We start from the raw sequence: 16389 nt of genomic DNA on the forward strand, positions 1-16389 counted from the left end.
TTCGGCGACCTGCCTCGGCGTCGGGAAATATTTTCCTCGCGGCCGCCCCGCGCCGGGTCGGCCCGCCAACCGGCCCATCTAGGGTTGCGAGGTTGCCGGGCAAGGGCAGGTTTACCCGGCGGTCACCGGAAAATCGAAGCGCTGCCGGCAGGAAGGGGATCGGCGAAGGCAGCGAAAGAGATTGTCACAACCAGCGCTGCCGCAACTAACGCTACCGACAATCGAGGATTGCGCGAAGTGCCTCGGACAGGCATGGGCGAGTATCCTGATTATCCGCTGACCTCATCGAAAGCTAATTCTATGAATCGCCTGTCCCACTCTATTCAACGAAAACTTTCACACTCGCCGCCCGTCCAGCTGCGTCGATAACGGTCAGCGTCGAGTAACCCGCGCCGTCGGGCTGCCATGTCGCGGTGCGACGGCGGTCGAGGCCGATGAGCGGCTTGCCGTTGGCCAGCCAGCGGAACGGCGCGCGACCGCCTTGCAATTTCAGCACCAATGGCGAGGCGTCGGCCGAGTTGGTGGCGAGATCGACGCGGGCGCCATCCGGCGGGAAAATGATGGTCGGCGCGGGTTCGGTCGGCGTCGCCTGCACCAGGCCATCCGCGCCGGCGCCGAAGCGGGCAAGCGTCACGGGCAGTTCCTCGCGCTTGGGGGTGAAGGCGCCAGGCGGCTTGCCTGGCAGCGGCACGGTTGCCAGGCCAGAGCGGACAAAGCCTTCGAACAGGATCGGGGCGGCCGAGACATAGCCCGAGAGGCCCGGCACCGCGCCGGCATCGGGCCGGCCGACCCAGACACCCAGCACGTAGCGGCCGTCGAAGCCGACCGACCAGGCGTCACGGTAGCCGTACGAGGTGCCGGTCTTGTAGGCAATGCCACGTTGCAAGGCGCCTTCGGGCGGCTTCACACCGGACAAAATGTCGATGATCTGCCAGTTGGCCTGATCGTTGAGGATGGTGGTGGTCGAACTCACGGCATTGGCCGGCTCGGTGCCGTCATGCAGCGAGTGCGTCTTGCCGCCATTGGCGAGCCCTGTGTAGAGCTGGACGAGGTCGCGCAGCGTGACGCCGACGCCGCCGAGGCCGATGGCCAGGCCCGGCGCTTCGTTGACCGGCAGGATCGGGTTGACGCCGCCCTGGCGGAAGCGCGCGGTCAGCCGCGCCGGGCCGACCGCGTCGAGCACGCGGATCGCCGGCACGTTGAGCGACAGTTGCAGCGCCTGACGGATGCTGACATCGCCCTGATAGCCCATGTCGAAATTCTTCGGCCTATAGCCACCGAAATCGACCGGACTGTCCTCGATCAACGTTTCCTGCGCCACCAGTCCCTGCTCGAAAGCGAGGCCGTAGATGAACGGCTTCAACGTCGAGCCGGGCGAGCGCACGACCTTGGTCATGTCGATCCAGCCGGAACGGCTGGAATCGAAGAAATTGGCCGAGCCGACTTCGCCCAGAATGTCGCCGGTGCGTGCGTCGGCCAGCACCATGGCGACGGACAGACGCGGCCCGAGCTTTGTCGCTGCGTCGCGCGCTACCTGTTCCAGTCCCTGCTGGACGCTTTTGCGGATGGTCAGCTTGAGCGGCTGACCGGGAACGGCCCTGGGCAGCATCGCATAAGCGGCATGCGCGGCAAGCGCCGGCAAGGTACGGCGCAGCCCCGACACATCGTCGAGTGCCGCGCGTGCCGCCTCGCGTTCGCCGATCAGGCCTGACGAGACCATGCGGCTCAGCACACGATCGCGCGCTGCATGGGCGATCTGGAGATTGCGGTCAGGCCGGCGCTTCTCCGGCAATTGCGGGAGAGCGACGAGAAGCGCGGCCTCTGAAACCGTCAGCCGCTTCGGTTCCTTGCCGAAATAGGCGAGCGAAGCGGCGCGCACGCCTTCCAGATTGCCGCCATAGGGCGCCAGCGTCAGGTAGCGCTCGAGGATCTCGCGTTTGGACAGCCGCCGCTCGATCTGGATGGCGCGCAACATCTGCTTGATCTTGGAGCCGACGCTGCGGCTCTCGCGCGGCTCGATCAGGCGGGCGAGTTGCATCGACAGGGTCGAGCCGCCGGAAACGATATGGCCGCTGGTGGCGAACTGGCCGGCGGCGCGGGCCAGCGCCAGCACATCGACGCCCTCATGGTCCCAGAAGCGCTTGTCCTCATAGGTGACCAGCATGTCGACAAACTGCTTGTCGACCTGGTCGAGCCGGGTTTCGAGCCGCCAGTAACCGTCCGGCGTGGCGAAGGCGCGCAGCAACTGGCCGTCGCGGTCCTGGACTTCGGTGGAGACGGTGAGCGTCGCCGGCAATGGTGGCGGAAAAGCGCGGTCGAGTTCCCAGAGGGAAGCGACGGAAAGGGCAAGGACGCCGGCGCAGGAAGCCAGCGTTATGGCTGCACGGCGAAGGAATTTTCTGGAGAGCATGGTGCCGCCCCTCATCCGCCTGCCGGCACCTTCTCCCCGTATAGTGACGGGGAGAAGGGACCTGTCGCGGCGGTCGACGCTAGCCCCTTTCTCCCCGTCACTATACGGGGAGAAATGCCCGGCAGGGCAATGAGGGGCAGCGCAAGGCTCACGTTCATATCCGCCAAGGCACCTTACGGCGCCTTGATCTCCATCATGCCGGTGGCGGTGCGGGCCGAATATTGCGGCCGGTACATGTCCTCAACCGTTGCCGCCGGATGGGCGTAGGTGCCCGGCGTCACGGCGCGCACGACATAGGCGAGCGTCAGATTGTGGTCGTGGTCGCCGTCGGCTGGGTTGAACGCCGCGACGAACCGGTCGTCGCGGAATTCGAGATGGGCGGCGTCGGTCTGTGCCAGCCAGGAGAAGTTCGACAGCTGGGCGCTGGAGACCAGGCCGGGATTGTCGATCTCGAAGCCGGCCGGCAACAGGTCGGTGACCAGCAGGCGCGACGGCCAGCTGTTCCGCTCGGTGACCTTGAGCACGACGACATAGCGTTCGTTCTGGGTTGCCTCCGTCACATTGGCTTCGGTGCCGTCGAGCTTGTAGTAGGTGCGGCTGATGGTGAAACCATCGCCACCGGCCGGCAAAGGCTGGATCGGCGAGGCCACGGTGGTGACGACGGCCTGCAGCGGAGTCTTGCCGGTGTTGGCGACTTCGAGCGGGCTGTCGACCAGGTCGGAGCCGTTGACCTGGTTGGAATAGCCGCCGGAATGCGGCGCGCCATTGACGGTCAACGCGATCGAATCATTGCCCTCCTTCAGCGCACGCGCCGCCAGCAGCATCCAGGAATCGTCCTGGGTGCTGGTCCAGCGGACTTCGGCGCGTTTCCTAGTCACCAGCTTGATCAGCTCGGGCACGATCGTCGATGCCGGCTTCGATTCCGCCGCCAGCGACAGCATCGCCGCGCCGTCACGCAACGACGAGCCGTAGTCGGAGCGGTACCAGTCGTAGTCGGTGCTCGATTTGGCGAGTTGCAGCGCGGTCTTGAACGTCGCCTCCGAACGCTGTGTGTCGCCATAGAGCGCCAGGCTCGCCGCGAGCTGGGCGACGGCCATCGGGCTCGAGAAGGCTTCGAGCTGGGTGTCTGCGTAATAGCGCAGGTCGCCGATCGAGGCCTTCTTGTTGCGGGCCAGCACGTAGAGGGCGTAAGCGATCTCGCTGCCGCGGTCCTGTACGCTCTGGTCGTAACCGAGCGAGTTCTGCAGGTTGTTCAGGGCCTGGTTCATCGCCAGGCTCGGCACGTCGTATTTCTGCTCGCGCGCCCTGGTCAGGAACTCGCTGACATAGGCGTCGAGCCACAAATCGCCGGAGCCTGGACCCCACAGACCGAAGCTGCCGCTCGAGGACTGGTAGCTCAGGACCTTGTAGATCGCGTCCTGGACGCGGCCGTGCAGGTCAGGGTCGTTTTCCATGCCGACGCCCGATGCCATCTCGTTGACGTAGAGAAGCGGCATGGCACGGCTGGTGGTCTGCTCGGCGCAACCATAGGGGTAGCGATCGAGCGTCATCAGCAGTGAAGGCACGTCGAAGGCCGCCGCCTGCGAAACGCCGACGCTGACCGAAGCGCCTTCAAGCAGGCTTGCCGCCAGCAGTTCCTTGTCGACGCGCAGCGCGCCGCCATTGCCCTTGAGGTCGACCACAAGGCGCGTGGTGACCGGCAATTGGGCCGGGCGCACAGGCACATAGAGCGTCTGTTCGACCTTGGTGCCATCGGCGTGCGCCAGCTTGATGGTGAGCGAAGCATTGCCCGCCGTCCTTGCGATCAGCGGCACGGTCAAGGTCTGGCGCTTGCCCTGGGCGAGCGTCAGCTTCTGCGGCAGGGGCTTGTCGCCTGTCGACAGGTCGCCCGTCGTATCGATCGACAGCGCGTAGTCGCCGGCGGGGCCGTCGGTGTCGGCGACGTCCAGCCGCATGACGGCGTTGTCGCCAGGCGCCAGGAAGCGCGGCAGGCCGGCGGTGATCACTATGGGATCACGCACGATCACGTCCGACTGGGCATGGCCGACCGCTTCCTTGGTCCAGGCGACAGCCATGACGCGCACGGCGCCGTTGAACTGCGGAATGTCGAAGTCGATCCGTGCCTTGCCGTCGGCATCGAGCTGGACGATGCCGGAGAAGAAGGCGACCAGCTTTTCGGTTGGCGGGCTGCCTTGCGCCTGCATGTTGGCGCCGTCACCGCCGGTCCTGAGCTTGCCGGTGGTGCCCAGCGAGCCGTCGATCAGGCGGCCATAGATGTCGCGGATCTCCATGCCCAGCATGCGCTGGCCGAAGAACCAATTCTCCGGGTCCGGCGCCTTGTAGTTGGTCAAGTTGAGGATGCCGACATCGACGGCGGCAACCATGACATAGGCGTTTGTGCCCGGCTGCACGCCGGCCACGGAAACCGGGATCGACAGCTGCTGGCGCGGCACGGTCTTGTCCGGCGGCGTGAGCGTGACGGCAAGCTTCTTGGCGCCCGGATCGACCGTCAGCCATTTCACGCCGATTGCGCGGGCGGGCATGCGTGTCTGCTGCGCATCGCCCGGCCGGAACAGGGTTGCCGTTACATAGGCGCCGGCGCCCCAGTCGTCTCCGACCGGGATGTCGACGGTGCTGCCGCCGGCCGGCACGGTCGCCGTGATGGTCTTCAGCAGCTTGTCGGAGCCGATGTTGATCAGAAGCTCGCCGGCAAAATGCGGCGAGATTTTCAGCTTGGCCACTTCGCCCGCGGCATAGTTATCCTTGTCGAGGGCAATCTCCAGGCCGTCAGGCGTTTCGGTGGTGGTCGAGGCGACATACCAGCCGGCGTCGAACTCGTAGCTGGTCGCCGGTCCCTCGGGGTCCGATGTCTCGACTTCGAGCCTGTACTGGCCCCAGTCGACAGGTACCGAGACCGTGGCGTCGCCATCGGCGTTGAGGTCGATCTGGCCGTTGGCGATCGATTTGGTCAAGCTCACCGGCTCGTAGTTCCAGGAGTTGTTGGAGCGGTACCACTGATAATTGCGTTCGACTTTGACCAGCGTCCACTGCGCGCCCTTCAGCGCCTCTCGCTTGCCATCGGGATCGACGGCGATCAGGCTGAACTTGGCCGTGCCGCCCTGCGGCACTTCACCGTCGGCGAAGTCCGGACGGATGCCGATCATGTGGCCTTGCGGGCGGATGCCGATGTTGAGTGAGCGCTCGATGGCGCGGCCGCCGGTTTCGCGCATGCGCACCGTCACCTTGCCGTCGACCAGCTTAGTGGTCGACGGCAACTGGTCGACGGTAACAGGGAAGGTCGCCTTGCCGTCATCGCCAACCACCGGCAGATCGGTGAGCGGCGTGACCGTGGGCTCCGCCGACTGTTCGTCGGCGAGGCCGAAGGAAAAGTTGGGGAAGCGGTCCCAGTCGCGGGACGTCGACAGCGTCAATTCGCCTTCCAGCGCCAGGCCCGCCGCCGGCGCGCCATAGAGGAAACGGCCGTCGATGTCGATGTTGGCGGTTTCGCCCCGCGCAATCTCGTGCTTGTCGGCCTTGATGTCGAATTCGATGCGATCCGGCACGAAGTCCTCGACCAGGAACATCTGGCTGGCAACCTCCGGCTGCTTGGGGTCGGTGTAGATCGACACCGACCATGTGCCGCGCATGGCGTTGGGTTCGAGCGGCAGGTCGACGGCGTGGCCGCCGGCCGAGGCGCCGTCGCTGACGATGCGGCGGTCCTCGACGCCATCGGGACGCGAGAAGATGAATGTCAGCGGCAGGTTCTCGACCGCCTTGGCGGCGCCGTCGCGGGCAAGGGCGGCGACATGGACGTCCTCGCCGGCGCGGTAGATGCCGCGCTCGGTCCAGGCATAGACGTCGAGCGCGCCCGGTGCGGCGCGTCCGGTGACGCCACGGTCGGACAGGTCGAAGCCGGCCTTGGCCATGTCGAGGAAGACAAAATCATTGTCGCCCTGCTTTGCCATCAGCACGGCCGGCACCATGCCGCCGTCACCGCGCGTCAGGCCGGGATTGAAGACGGCATGGCCGTTCGCATCCGACGTCGCGGTGCCGAGGATCTCGTTGTTGCGGGCAACCAGCGTCAGTTCGGCTCCGGCAATCGGCTTGGCGCTGCCCAGCGAACGGGCAAAGACATTGAGCCCGTCCTGGCCGGTATAGGTCGACAGGCCGATGTCGGAGACGACGAACCACTGCGTGGCCAGCGAACCGTAGTCGTCACTCTTGTCGTTGACGGCCTTGGCGGTCAGCACATAGACGCCGGGCTTGCGCTGCGGCAGCGCTTCGTCGACCGGGAAGGAGGTGGTGACTTCCTTGTTGAGGTCGTTGACGATGTCGAGCTGGCCGTGCCAGACCGGCGCGCCCATCTGCTCGGAAATGTTGGAGATGTCATAGCCATCGAGCTGGTGCAGGAACTGGTAACCCGACAGAAGCTGCGCCAGCGAACGGTCGCCGATGCGGTAGAGCTTCATCTCGGCGCCATTCATGTTGACGGTGACGATCGGGATGCCGCGGCGCGCGCCTGCCGGCAGCACGAAGCTGTCGCCGGTGAAGCGGGCGGACGGCGCGCGATCCTGCACATAGATCGACAGCACCACGGGGGCGGCGGTCACTTCGCCGATCGCGGCCGGCAGGCCGGCGCGGAAGGTCACGTCATAGTGCTGGCCGTGTTCGAGCCCTTCGACGCAGATCTGCTTGTCCTTGGCCTCGACGCCCTTCGGCGGCGCGTTGTCGACGGTGACGAACTGCGAGTAATCGACGCCGGTCTTGACCAGATCCTCGGAGAATTGCGCACAGATGCGCGGCGCGCTGGTGTCGGCATCGACAGAGTGATCGATGACACGGAACCCCTTGCGGGCCTTGAGATCGGCATACTCGGCCTGGACCGCGGGCGAACTTTCCAGCGCAAGGCTGGCTTCAAAGGCCTGCAGCGCCGGACGGTAGAGATCGCGCTTGTCGAGACCATTGCCGAGCAGCGCCAGCACTTCGGCGCGTGTCTTGGTGGTGCGCAGCAGTTTATAGGCGTTGAAGGCGGCTGAGGTGCCGTTCGTCGGCAAGGTAGACGCCTCGGAGGTGTTCGCGGCAGGCTGCACGGCCAGCGTTTCGCGCGCCAGCTTGAGCCAGAGCTGGCCATCGTCCGGCATGACCGAGACCGCGGCCTCGTATTTCCGCATGGCGGAGCGATGGTCGCCAGCCAATACGGCCTGTTCGGCGGCATTTGTAAGAGCCGCCATGCCCTCGGTCGGCTTGTCAAAGGCCGGCCCGAGCAGCTTGCTGCGGTATTGCTGGGCCTGGTCGGCCATCCAGTTGGGGAAGAAGGCGAGTTCGGGCGGCGCGCCGATATCGGGATCGCCGTCGATGTTGACGACCTTGCCGGCGATCGCGCCGTTGAAGGATTTCAATTGGTTATAGTCGGATTTGATAAAGCACCATTTGGCCTTGGTGTTGTAGGTGAAGGCGCGGCAGGCCGGATCGCCGAGACATGTCGTCTTGCACTGGTCGAGCGTGACGTTCTGGTCCGACCTGAGGTCGAAACCGAAATAGTCGGAATTGTCGGTCGTTGCGATGCGCCGGGCCTCGGCCGCTTGCGCGACGCCGTTCCAGGCTAAGGCGGTGGCCCAGGCGAAGAAGAGAAGGACGAGAATCGACAGACCACGAGCCGCGCGCATTGCCATAACACCCCTCCAGACAATTGCAGACGTCCGGGCATGATCAAGCTTCAGTCGGGCTTGTCAACGCGCGAACGCGGCAGGTGCCGCCCGCCAACGGTTTATTTTCCGGCCAAGGACCGGTATGCGACAGTAACCTCCATAGGACAGGGGATCACGCATTCTTGCGGAAACGCAGAAGGTGTGAATTCCAAGCCCGTCCTATTTCAGACAATTGGATTGTGGCCCCTTTACGAGCGCTTCAGAACTTCATTCCAATTTTAGGTTTACGAATTAGGTTGTCTTAATGCCGGCGTATGAAGAGCAGATGTCACGAGGGACCGCGCCAAGGCGCGTGCTTCCGCGCGCCCTGCTTTTGGCCATGATGTGCGGGACGGCGCTGCTTTGCGAATCGAGGCACGCGGCCGCGTTCGAGCTTTTCGGCATCAAGCTGTGGGGGTCGTCTAAAGACGAGGACGCTGACATTGTCGATCCCCTGCGCTACGCGGTGACCATCTCCGCACCCGATGCCGACAAGGATCTCGTCAAGAAGCTCGAAAATGCCTCGGCGCTGAAGGGCGACGAGGACCGGCCGGTTTCGGGCTCGCTCGGGCTGATGACCAAGGCGCGCAGCGACCGCGAACAGCTGGTGGCGGCGCTTTATGCCGATGCCCGCTATGAAGGCGTCGTCACCATCACCATCGACGGCAAGCCGCTCGACGAACTGCCGCCGGACGCCGAATTCAAGGGTCCGCAGCCCATTCCAGTGGCGATCACCATCTCGGCCGGCCCCAAATTCACCCTTGGCAATATCAGGCTGGAGGGCGACGCGGCGGGGCTGATGAGCGCCGATTACGGCCTGATATCAGGTGGCGACGCCGGATCGGGCGCGGTGCTCAAGGCCGAGGCGCTGATCGTGCGGACGCTGATGGAGCAGGGCAGGCCCCTGGCCAAGGTGACCGACCGGCAGATCGTCGCCGACCATGCCACATCGACGCTCGACGTGACGCTGACGGTCGCAGCCGGGCCGGTCGCCGGCTATGGCGCGACCACCGTGGAAGGCACCGAGAAGGTCGACCGCGACTTCACAGAATACATGACCGGGCTGAAGCGCGGCAAGCAATACTCGCCACAGGAGATCAGCGACGCGCGCGACAGGCTGCTGGCGCTCGAGGTCTTCAACAGCGTGACCTTCAAGGAAGCCGACAAGCTCGACGCCGACGGCAACATCCCGATCGGCGTCCAGGTCAGCGAGCGCAAGCCGCGCTATTACGGCCTCGGCGGCACCTTCTCGAACACCGAGGGGCTTGGCCTGGAAGGTTACTGGGGCCATCGCAACCTGTTTGGCCGTGCCGAAAAGCTGCGCATCGACGGCGCCATCAGCGGCATCGGCAGCAACAATCTGTCCGAACTGAACTACAATGCCGGCATCATGTTCGAGAAGCCCGGCGTGATCGGGCCGGCGTCGAAGTTCTTCGCCAGCGTCAAGACCGTGCTCGAGCATCCGGACGCCTATGACCATTTCTCGGTCAAGGGCAGCGCCGGCCTGTCCTATGAACTCGACAAGAAGCAGACCGTATCGGCCGAGGTCGCGCTCGACTATTCACGCATCCACGACGCCTTCGGCAAGCACACCTACCTGATCGCCAGCGTTCCGCTGCAATATGTCTATGACAACAGGGACAGCAGGTTGAACCCGACCAAGGGCTTCAGGGTGCTCGCCTATGCCGAGCCGAGCTACGACATATTGAGTGGTGCCACCTTCCTCAAGCTGAAGGGCGAGGGCTCGGCCTATCAGTCGCTGGACACCGCGTCGAAGTTCGTGCTGGCGGAACGCGTCACAGTCGGCTCGATCGTCGGCACCGGGCTGCAGAACGTTCCGGCCGACCGGCGCTTCTATTCCGGCGGCGGCGGTTCGGTGCGCGGCTATGCCTATCAGGGCATAGGTCCGAAGGATTTCACCGGCCAGCCGATCGGCGGCCTCTCCTTCTTCGAAACCTCGGTGGAGATGCGTATCGCCGTCACCGACACGATCGGCATCGTGCCCTTCATCGATGCCGGTACGGTATCGACCAGGTCGGTTCCCAACTTCTCCGACGTCAAGGTCGGCGCCGGCGTCGGGCTGCGCTATGTCACGCCGTTCGGACCGCTGCGCATCGACGCGGCCGTGCCGCTCAACCGGGATCCCGGCGACCCGCATTTCGGCATTTATGCCGGCATTGGCCAGGCATTTTGACGATGAAGACGGTCTGGCGCATCCTTCGCATTGTCCTTTACACCCTGCTGATCGTGGTCGCGGGTGCGATCGGCGCGCTGGTCGTGCTGACCAAGACCGAGCGCGGGCGCGACAACCTCGCCGGCATCATTTCGCGGCTGGCCTCGAGCGACGACCGAAAGGTCACCGTCAGCGGCATCGACGGCATCTGGTCGGGTAATCTCAGCGTCGACCATGTCGTGCTGGAGGATCGCGAAGGCGCCTGGCTGGTGGCGCGCAAGGTGGCCGTCGACTGGTCACCCACGGCGCTGCTGTCGAAAAGCTTCAGCGCCGACCGCATCGCGGCCGAACGCATCGAACTGGCGCGCCTGCCGGTGGCCGGCACGCGGCCGCCGGCGCAAAGGGGCACGACGCTGCCGGTCTCCATCGACATCAAGCAGATCGACCTGCCGGAAATCGCGCTTGGCGAGCAGCTGGCCGGCAGCGGCATCGCCGAGCTCGCGGCCAACGGAATGCTCAAGGCCGATGCCGCGCCACTGGCGGTCCAGACGGTGCTCAACGTCACCCGCCGCGACGGCAAACAGGGCAATGTCGACGCCAAGATCCATTTCGCACCCGCCGACAACAAGCTGGACCTCGACCTCAAGGCGTCGGAACCGGCCGGCGGCATCATTGCGAACCTGCTCAAGCTGCAGGATACGCCACCGGTCGACATCGTGGTTTCGGGCAGCGGGCCGCTTGCCAACTGGAGTGGCGTCGGCACCTTCCTCGTCGACCATCGGATCGTCACCCAACTCACCGGCCGGCACCAACTCACCGACAAGGGCAATCATGTCGAGGCGAAGGGCGACGGTGATTTTGCGCGCTTCCTGCCGGAAAACCTGAAGTCGCTGTTCGCCGGCAAGACCAGCTTCGATGTCGCGGGCACCGCCACATCCGCTGGCGGCATCAGCATCGACCGGGCCAGCATCGAGAGCGATGCGGTGCACGGCACCGCCTCCGGCATTGCCGATCCTGCCGGCGCCAGCGACCTGTCGGTCGAACTCGCCGCCAAGGGCCCGCCCGTGGTGATCAGCGTCGGCAGCAAGGCGCAGCCGATCACGCTCGCGATCAAGAACGCCACCGCGCGCGCCTTCGGCGACGGCAAGGCGCCGATCGTCGACATCGGCGCCTCGTTCGTTTCGATCGTCGTCGGCGGCACGCGGCTGGACGATCTGGCGGCGCAGATCCATTCCGATGGTTTCGATATCCAGAATCGCGCCGGCCCGGTTGCCGTCAAGCTGGAGGCGGGCGGCCTGAAAACCGACGTCGCGACGTTGGCGCCGCTGATCACCGGCAAGGTCAACGTCGATCTGGCCGGTTCAATCAGCAAGGACGCCATTATTGCCATCGATCAAGGTACGCTGCGCTCCGATGCGCTCAATGCGTCGCTGACGGCGACGGTAGCGCTCGCCGACATGTCGATGCAGCTCAAAATGAACGCCGATGCCGTGGCGACCGCGTTCCCGCAGCAGATCGCCTCGGTGCTCGGCGGGCGGGTAAAATTCTCGGCCACCGCATCGCGCGATCCGCAAGGTTCCTTCGCCGCGAATTCCATCGAACTCACTTCGGGATCGCTCAGCGCCAGCGGTACGGCCAGCATGCAAGGCACGGACATCCAGGCCGACATCAAGGGCAAATTGGGTGACGTTTCGGTGTTGTCGCCGACGGTCGGCGTGCCGGTTGCCGGCGGGGTCGATTTCGCGCTGTCGGCCACCGGCGCGATCACCGCGCCGGATTTCACTGTTAGCGCCGACAGCGACAGCCTGACCGCTTCGGGCCGCACGGTGAAGGCCATCAAGCTGACCGCGAGCGGCAAGGCCGACATAACGAACCCTTCCGCCAACGTCTCGCTGACCGGTGCCGTCAACGACCAGCCGCTCGACCTCAGGGCGGCACTGTTGACCAGCGAGGGCAAGCGTTCGATCAACGGCTTCCTTGTTTCGCTGGGCGACAACAAGGTCTCAGGTGATCTGGCGCTCGACGACAAGTTCATGCCCTTGGGCACGTTGACGCTCGCCGCGCCTGCCATCGACCAGTTGGCCGCGCTCGCCGGCCAGGCGGTGACCGGCGACATCAACGGCACCATCCTGTTCGCCAAGGATGGCGACGCGCCTTCCATTGCCATCGATGCCAAGAGCACGTCTGTCGCGCGCGGCGAGGTGAAGGCCAAGGCGATCGCCATCAATGCGCTGGTCGCCAATTATCTCAAGGCGCCGGCGATCTCGGGCACCATCAAGGCCGATGCGGTCACTTCGGGAAGCACCGAAATCGGCGGCATCGGCGTCGATCTCAAGCGCGACGGCGACTGGACCAATTTCACCGGCGGCGCCACGATCGCGGGCATTCCGGCGACCGCTGCCGGTCGGGTGAAGATCGCCGAGGGCACCACCAGCGTCGAGATCGCCTCGGGCGAAGCCACCATTCGCGGCATCAGGGCGGCGATTGCCGAACCGTCGGCTCTGACCATCGCCGACGGCACGGCCAAGATCGACAAGCTGGCGCTCGATATTGGCGGCGGCAAGGTGGCGCTGTCGGGCAGCGCCGGCGAGACGCTCGATCTTGCGGCACAGGTTTCCGCTTTGCCTGCCGCCCTTGCCAATGCGTTTTTGCCGGGCCTGGATGCCGCGGGAACGCTTGACGGTATCGCTGAAGTGAGCGGAGCGCCGGCGTCTCCCGACATCCGGTTCAACGCGAAACTGGCCGGCGCCGAGACCAGCCAGACGCGACAGGCAGGGCTCGGACCGCTCGCCGTCGATGCGGTCGGCAGCTACACGATTGCCGGCGGCGTCGCGGTCGACCATGCCACCCTCTCCGGCGACAAGGTCTCCGGCCAGGCCGCCGGCACCATCAACCCGAATGGGGCCAACGATTTCGCGATCGATCTGACCTCGTCCGGCCCCAGCCTGCCGCTGACGGTCGGAAGCGCCGAGAGTCCGGTCAAGATCGAGGTCCGATCAGTGTCGGCAAAAATTGCGGGTGAAAGCACGCATGCCCGGCTGGGCCTTTCCGCGATCCTGCCCTCGGTCGTCACCAACCCTGCGAAGGTGGACGGACTTACCCTGACGCTGCACTCGGATGCGTTCGATCTTAGGAATCGCGCCGGGCCGGTTTCCGGAACGGTGTCGGTGGACAAGGTTGGGCTCGACAATCCAACGATCGCGCCACTCATGGCGGGCAAGGTCACGGCGGCGCTCAACGCCCGGCTGAGCGCCGACGCCGTCGCCATCGACAGCGGCTCGCTGAAAAGCGATGCCCTCAGCAGCCAGGTCGCCGGCCAGGTATCGCTGCGTGACGGTGCCATCGACCTCAACCTGAAGGCGGATGCGCCATCATCGGCCTTGCCAGCGGCGGCACGCGGCATGCTTGGCGACCGCGCCGAGATAAGCGCCACGCTGAAGCGCGAGCCCAACGGCAATCTCAACCTGGGTGGATTGAAACTGACTTCGGGCGCGCTGAGCGCCGACGGGCAGGCAAGCCTTGCCGAAAACAAAGTGACCGCCGACATCAGGGGGACGCTAAGCGACATCTCGCCATTGTCGAAGGATGCCAGGGGCGCCATAGCTTTCGCGCTCAGCGCGCAAGGGCCGACCATGGCACCGGACCTGTCGCTTACCGTCAACAGCGACAAGCTCTCGGTGGCATCGCGCGAGATCACCGGATTGAAGCTCACCGCCACCGGCAAGGCCGATGCCGCCAACCCGGCGGCCAATGTGCAGCTCACCGGCATTGTCGCCGGCCAGGCGCTGCAGGGGAGTGCCGTGCTGGCAACCGCCGGCGGCAAGAGCGCCATCAACGGCCTGCTTCTGTCGCTGGGCAAAAACAGGATCTCCGGCGATCTGGCACTGGACGACAAGTTCGTGCCTGAAGGCTCCATCTCGCTCGACCTGCCCGATATCGGCCCGCTCGCCGCGCTGGCGTTGGAAAAGGCGGAAGGCGACGTGCGCGGCACGATCGCCTTCTCCAGGAAAGGCGCGGCACCCCAAGTCGCCATCAAGGCGGCTACCGCCTCGATCACGCGTGGCGATCTCCAGGCGAAAGCCGTTTCCATCGATGCGCTGATCGCCAACTATCTCGGCGCGCCAGTCATCTCCGGCAAGATCCGAGCCGACACCGTCACATCGGGCGGCACCGTGATCAGCGGCATCGATGTCGACCTCAAGCGCGATGGCGACTGGACCGGCTTCTCCGGCGGCGCGACGGTCAAGGGCATTCCGGCCAAGGCGGCGGGCCGCGTGAAGGTGGCCGGCGGCACCACCACCATCGAGCTCGCTTCGGGGCAGGCGACCGTCCAGGGAATCAAGGCGGCCATCGCCCAGGCCTCGACCGTCAGCATCGCCAACGGCACGACGACGCTGGACAGGCTGGTGCTCAACCTTGGCGGCGGCACCGCGACGGTAACCGGCAAGGTCGGGCAGGCGCTCGACATCAATGCTGTGCTGGCGCGCGTGCCGATGTCGCTCGCCAACAGTTTCTCGCCCGGGCTCGATGCCGCGGGTTCCATCTCCGGCACGGTGAAGATGACTGGCGCACCAGCGAGCCCCGCCGTTGCCTTCAACATAGACGCGGCCGGCGTGCAGACATCGCAGACCCGGGGCGCGGGCGTCGGCGCGGTCAGTGTTTCCTCGTCCGGCACCTTTGCTGGCAACAAGCTGGCCTTCAACGCCAATATCAGCGACGGGGCTGGCCTTGGCCTCAAGGGCGGCGGCACGGTGACGACAGCGGGCACGCCGGCGCTGGCGCTCGACTTCAACGGTGCCGCGCCATTCGGCCTGCTCAGTGAGAAGCTTGCCGCACAGGGCCTGTCGTTGACCGGCAATGCCAACGTCAATGTTCAGGTGCGCGGTCCGGCGACATCGCCCGTGATCGGCGGCAGCGTCAAAACCTCGGGCGCGCGGCTGGTCGACGCACGCTCGGGCCTTGCCGTCAACGATATCGCGGCCGATGTCTCGATAGGCAACGGCGTCGCCAGGATCAATCGGTTGACCGGAACGCTGTCGACGCGCGGCAGCCTGTCGGCCAGCGGTACGGTCGGCATCAATCCGGCGCAAGGGTTCCCGGCCGACCTGTCGATCAAGCTCACCGATGGCCGCTACACGGATGGACGCGTGGTGACCGCCAACCTTGGCGGCGACCTGACGATCAAGGGGCCTCTGACTTCGGCACCGTCGATTGCCGGCACAGTCAATCTGGCCAAGACCGTCATCACGGTTCCAGACAAACTGCCGGGCTCGCTCTCGGCGCTCGACGTCAAGCACAAGAATGCGCCCGGCCCGGTCAGGGCGCAGGACAAGGCGCTGCGCCCGGCGACGACCAGCGGCAAGAGCGGCGGCAGCGGTCTTGCGCTCGACGTCACGGTCAATGCGCCGAACCAGATCTTCATCCAGGGCAGGGGTGTCGACGCCGAACTCGGCGGCTCGCTCAAACTGACCGGCCCAGCCTCGTCGCCGCAAGCCGTCGGCACCTTCACCTTGCAGCGCGGCCGGCTGTCGATCCTTGGCAAGCGGCTGACCTTCACCGAAGGCACGGTCGGGTTCTCCGGCTCGCTGGTGCCCTATCTCAACCTGACCGCGACGACGACCACGACCGGCGCAACCGTCACCATCGTGGTCTCGGGCGAGGCGACCAATCCGAAATTCACCTTCAGTTCGGTGCCGGCGCTGCCGGAAGATGAAGTGCTGGCGCAACTGATCTTCGGGCGGTCGATGTCGAACCTTTCGCCGCTGCAGATCGCGCAGCTGGCCGAAGCGGCCGGGCAACTGGCTGGTGTCGGCGGCTCTACGTCGCTGCTGGAGAATCTGCGCGGCGCCATTGGCGTCGACGATCTCGACGTCACCACCGATGAGAAGGGTGGCACAGCGGTCTCGGCCGGCAAGTACCTGAACGACCGCACCTATGTGACGATCCAGAAGGGCGACAAGCCGGGTTCAGGCAAGGCGACCATCGACCTCAATGTCGGGCGCGGCGTCAAATTGCGCGGTGAGGCGACGGATGCCGGCGAAGCCAAGGGCGGCATATTTTACGAGAAGGAATACTGAGGGTCTGGCCCTCGTCATGGCCGCAACTGGCGCTGTCGTAAC

Annotated in this window: 4 protein-coding genes; 2 read left to right on the forward strand and 2 right to left on the reverse strand. The window is 65.4% G+C overall.

All coding sequences use genetic code 11. The annotated features are described in order from the left end of the window. Window positions 1–319: 319 nt before the first annotated feature. Both pbpC and LB536_RS11305 read right to left on the reverse strand, forming a co-directional pair. Window positions 320–2410 carry a penicillin-binding protein 1C gene (gene pbpC, locus LB536_RS11300; RefSeq protein WP_224591976.1) on the reverse strand — a complete coding sequence of 697 codons (2091 nt, stop codon included), beginning with the start codon at window positions 2408–2410 and terminating at the stop codon, window positions 320–322. A gap of 173 nt (window positions 2411–2583) precedes the next feature. Continuing rightward, window positions 2584–8082 carry an alpha-2-macroglobulin family protein gene (locus tag LB536_RS11305; RefSeq protein WP_224591979.1) on the reverse strand — a complete coding sequence of 1833 codons (5499 nt, stop codon included), beginning with the start codon at window positions 8080–8082 and terminating at the stop codon, window positions 2584–2586. A gap of 280 nt (window positions 8083–8362) precedes the next feature. Here LB536_RS11305 and LB536_RS11310 point away from each other — a divergent pair, with 280 nt between their 5' ends. Further along, entirely contained in the window at window positions 8363–10291 is a 1929-nt protein-coding gene (locus LB536_RS11310) for an autotransporter assembly complex protein TamA (RefSeq protein ID WP_224591982.1), read from the forward strand. Window positions 10292–10293: 2 nt separating this feature from the next. Beyond that, window positions 10294–16347, forward strand: coding sequence for a translocation/assembly module TamB domain-containing protein (locus LB536_RS11315; protein WP_224592000.1), 6054 nt, complete (start codon window positions 10294–10296; stop codon window positions 16345–16347). Window positions 16348–16389 lie beyond the last annotated feature (42 nt).

It is taken from the genome of Mesorhizobium sp. ES1-3 (assembly GCF_020164795.1).
GTDB lineage: Bacteria > Pseudomonadota > Alphaproteobacteria > Rhizobiales > Rhizobiaceae > Mesorhizobium.